Origin of the sequence: Cobetia sp. SIMBA_158 (assembly GCF_046566945.1) — a bacterium.
Lineage (GTDB): Bacteria > Pseudomonadota > Gammaproteobacteria > Pseudomonadales > Halomonadaceae > Cobetia > Cobetia amphilecti.
Genome location: NZ_JAWJYL010000060.1, coordinates 1 through 453, shown reverse-complemented (window position 1 = coordinate 453; position 453 = coordinate 1). Strand labels below are relative to the sequence as shown.

Here is a 453-nt window from a genome sequence, read left to right as displayed (position 1 = left end):
GGTTTCTACAAACGTGGTTTCTTCGTTACCAAAAAAAAATACGCGCTGATCGACGAAGAAGGTAAAATCATCACCCGTGGTCTGGAAATCGTTCGTCGTGACTGGTCTGAAATCGCGAAAGAAACCCAGGCGCGTGTTCTGGAAGCGATCCTGAAACACGGTAACGTTGAAGAAGCGGTTCGTATCGTTAAAGAAGTTACCCAGAAACTGTCTAAATACGAAATCCCGCCGGAAAAACTGGCGATCTACGAACAGATCACCCGTCCGCTGCACGAATACAAAGCGATCGGCCCGCACGTTGCGGTTGCGAAACGTCTGGCGGCGAAAGGTGTTAAAATCAAACCGGGTATGGTTATCGGTTACATCGTTCTGCGTGGTGACGGTCCGATCTCTAACCGTGCGATCCTGGCGGAAGAATACGACCCGCGTAAACACAAATACGACGCGGAATAC

The 453-nt window shown here is 49.9% G+C and carries 1 protein-coding gene; it reads left to right on the top strand.

Annotation, left to right across the window (positions count from 1 at the left end; translation table 11 throughout):
* Positions 1 to 453, top strand: a 453-nt coding sequence (locus tag R2R70_RS18955) for a DNA polymerase domain-containing protein (protein WP_410978742.1), incomplete at both ends; no start/stop codon positions are given.